Origin of the sequence: Kitasatospora sp. NPDC057518, from assembly GCF_042802075.1 — a bacterium.
In the GTDB taxonomy this organism is placed as follows: domain Bacteria; phylum Actinomycetota; class Actinomycetes; order Streptomycetales; family Streptomycetaceae; genus Kitasatospora.
Map to the genome: position 1 here is coordinate 1 of NZ_JBHVEU010000662.1, position 3,297 is coordinate 3,297.

Below are 3,297 nucleotides of genomic sequence, written 5' to 3' on the forward strand. Positions count from 1 at the left end.
GCCGAGCGGTCGCTCGACGGGGGCGCGGCATGCGCTCGGGGAGGGCGCGTCACATGTTGATCATGTGACCGGCGAGGCCGTGGATGGCCTCCTTGACCGCCTCGCCCAGGGTCGGGTGGGCGTGCACGTTGCGGGCGACCTCGTGGACGGTCAGGTCCCACTGCTGGGCCAGCGTCAGCTCCGGCAGCAGCTCCGTGACCTCGGGGCCGATCAGGTGGGCGCCGAGCAGCTCGCCGTGGGTGCTGTCGCTGATGACCTTGACGAAGCCGATCGGGTGGCCGAGCCCGTGCGCCTTGCCGTTGGCGGTGAACGGGAACTTGGCGACCTTGACGTCGTAGCCCAGGTCGCGGGCCTGCGCCTCGGTGTAGCCGAAGGAGGCGATCTGCGGCTGGCAGTAGGTGGCGCGCGGGATCATGGCGAAGTCGACCTCCATGGTCTCCGCCCCGCCGATGGTCTCGGCGGCGATCACGGCCATCGTCTCGGCGGCGTGCGCGAGCATCAGCTTGGCGGTCACGTCGCCGATCGCGAAGATGTGCTCGACGCTGGTGCGGCCGCGGCCGTCCACCGCGATGGCGTTGCGGTCGGTGAGCTTGACCCCGGTGTTCTCCAGGCCGTAGCCGTTGACCCGCGGCGCGAAGCCGATCGCCTGGAGCACCTTGTCGGCTTCCAGCACCTGCTGCTGGCCGTCCTTGGTGACGGTGACCCGGACCTTGGCGTTCGGGTCGCTGTCGTCGATCGACTCGACCCGGGTGGAGGTCAGCACCTCGATGCCCAGCTTGCGGTACTGCTTGGCGAGTTCGGTGGAGACCTCGACGTCCTCCAGCGGCACCACGCGGTCCAGGAACTCGACGATGGTGACCTTCACGCCGTAGTTGTGCAGCACGTAGGCGAACTCGACGCCGATCGCGCCGGCGCCCGCGATGATGATGCTCTCCGGCAGCTGCTCGGTGAGGATCTGCTCCTCGTAGGTGACCACGCGGTCGCTCAGGCTGGTGCCGGGCAGCAGGCGGGTGGTGGCACCGGCGGCGATGACGCAGTGGTCGAAGGTGACGACGTCGAAGCCGCCGCCGCTGAGCGCCACCTGGAGGGTGTGGTCGTCGACGAAGGTGCCCCAGCCGTCGTACTCGGTGATGCCGTTCTTCTTCATCAGGTAGTGGACGCCCTTGACCCGGCCGTCGGCCACCGACCGGCTGCGCCGGAAGGCCTCGCCGAAGTCGAAGGTCACCTGGCCCTCGACCTTGATGCCGAAGGTCTTGGCCTCCTTGGTGAAGATGTGGGCGAGCTCGGCGTTGCGCAGCAGGGCCTTGGAGGGGATGCAGCCGACGTTGAGGCAGACGCCGCCCCAGTACTTGGCCTCGATGACCGCGACCTTCAGCCCCAGCTGGGCCGAACGGACGGCGGCGGTGTAGCCGCCCGGGCCCGCGCCGAGGACGACGACGTCGTAGTGCGTGCTCATGTTGCTGACTCCTCCGAGGGTGTCACGGTGTCGTGATCTCGGTCCCATGGTGTCAGGACCGTGCTCGGCGCACCCACCGGGTCTCGGCGGATGCGCCCCGCGCGGCACCGTACCGGCCCGCGGCCGGATTTGTCAGTGCTCTCCGCTACGGTGACGGCACCCGTGGCCACCAGGGCCGATGACGGAGGGAGGTCCCGGATGGAGCAGTCGCGTACGGCGGTCGGGTGGGCCCGCCGGCCGGGGGCGGCGGTGGGCCCACCCGGGCGTCAGGCCGCCACGCCGTGGAAGCGGTCGCCGTTGGTGCCGCCGATACCCGTCGTGCCCGAGCCGGCGCCGGGCGCCGCCTTCACGGCCGGGCGCTGGGCCGGGACGGGCCGGTGCAGCGAGGAGAGGTCCCAGGCGTAGGTGCCGACGGCGTTCGCGATCACGTCGATGTTGACGTCGAAGGCGCCCATGTCGATGTTGCCCAGGTTGTCGCAGGCCTTGTGGTAGCACGGGTCGTACGCGACGCCGGCCGTGCCGCCGTAACGGGCCGCCTGCTCAGGGGACTTGACCTTCTCGGCACCGGTGTCGGTGCCGCCGGCCGGGATGCCCGCGTCGATGAACGGACCGTAGTCGGAACGGCCGTCGAAGGCGGTCGGGTCGTGCGGCAGGCCCCGGCCCTCCAGGTAGCCGTTGATGTCCCGCTCCAGCTGGGCCGAGCCCTCGGGGCCCGCGTCTCCGCCCGCGCTACCGGAGCCGTTGTAGACGAACTGCGCGTAGTTGGGGGACGCGATCATGTCGAAGTTGAGGTAGAGGCTGATCTTCTTCTTCTCCGCGTCGGAGAGGGAGGTCACGTACTTCTCGGCGCCCTTGAGGCCGAACTCCTCGGCCGACCACCAGGCGAACCTGACCTTGTTCTTCACCGGGTGGACGCTGAGGTTCCTCGCGACCTCCAGGATTCCGGCCGTGCCGGAGCCGTTGTCGTTGATGCCCGGCCCCTCGGGGACGGAGTCGAGGTGCGCGCCGACCATCACGGTGTGGTTCGGGTCGCCGCCGCGGGTCTCGGCGATGACGTTCCAGGTCTTGCGCTGCTCCATGAAGGTGCGGACGTCCAGGGTCACCCGGACGGGCCCGGCGGCGGCCTGGGCGGCCAGCGCCTCGCCCGCGGCCTCGGTGATCCCGCCGGTCGGGATCCTCCCCGCCGTCGGCTCGCTGAGCGTCCCGTTGAGGCTGCCCTCGGTGTTGTTGTAGATGATCGCCCCGGCCGCCCCCGCGCCGGCCGCGGCGGCCTGCTTCTCGGCGAAACTGCACCCGCCGCGCCGGATCAGGGCGATCTTGCCGGTGAAGGCGCCCGCCGGGTAGTCGGCGGGCGTGCAGCCGGTGGTGGCGCCGACCGGAGCGACCGCCAGGTCCGCGGTCAGGCCCGCCTCCGGACCGCTCACCGAGTACGTCATGGCGATCACCGGCACCGACTCGGCCTTCGGGGAGACCACGTCGAGGTGCTCGGAGCGGGCCTCGAAGTAGGTGTAGACGAACTCCTGCTTGGACACGTTGAGTCCGGCCCGCCGCGCCTGCTCGTAGACGTACTGCGCGGACTGGTCGTGCCCCTTCGAACCGGCCGGCCGGGTACCGCCGTTGCGGTCCGCGATCAGCTGGAGCGCGGCCAGCGTGGCCCGGGCATCCCGGGCGCTGCTCGCCTCGACCAGCCGGGAGGCCAGCTTGGCGCCCTTGCGCGCCGGGTCCGGGTCGGCCGAGGCGCTGCCGGCGCCGGCCAGCAGCAGCGGGGCGACCAGGGCAGCGACGGTCAGGGCGGCGCCCGCGCTCCGCCGGGTGGCGGCGGTTCGCGGGCGTCCTGTGGA

At 71.3% G+C, this 3,297-nt stretch carries 2 protein-coding genes; both read right to left on the reverse strand.

Going from position 1 to position 3,297, the window contains the following annotated elements; all coding sequences use genetic code 11:
• Nucleotides 1–49 precede the first annotated feature (49 nt).
• Nucleotides 50–1,456 carry a dihydrolipoyl dehydrogenase gene (gene lpdA, locus ACFU7Z_RS37980; RefSeq protein ID WP_074003526.1) on the reverse strand — a complete coding sequence of 469 codons (1,407 nt, stop codon included), beginning with the start codon at nucleotides 1,454–1,456 and terminating at the stop codon, nucleotides 50–52.
• A gap of 266 nt (nucleotides 1,457–1,722) precedes the next feature.
• On the reverse strand, nucleotides 1,723–3,297 hold a 1,575-nt coding region (locus tag ACFU7Z_RS37985; protein WP_380782663.1), incomplete at its 5' end, for a M28 family peptidase.

What these genes read in the sequence shown, in the direction of transcription:
- lpdA (WP_074003526.1), bottom strand. Translation starts at nt 1,456, where the DNA reads ATGAGCACGCACTACGACGTCGTCGTCCTCGGCGCGGGCCCGGGCGGC.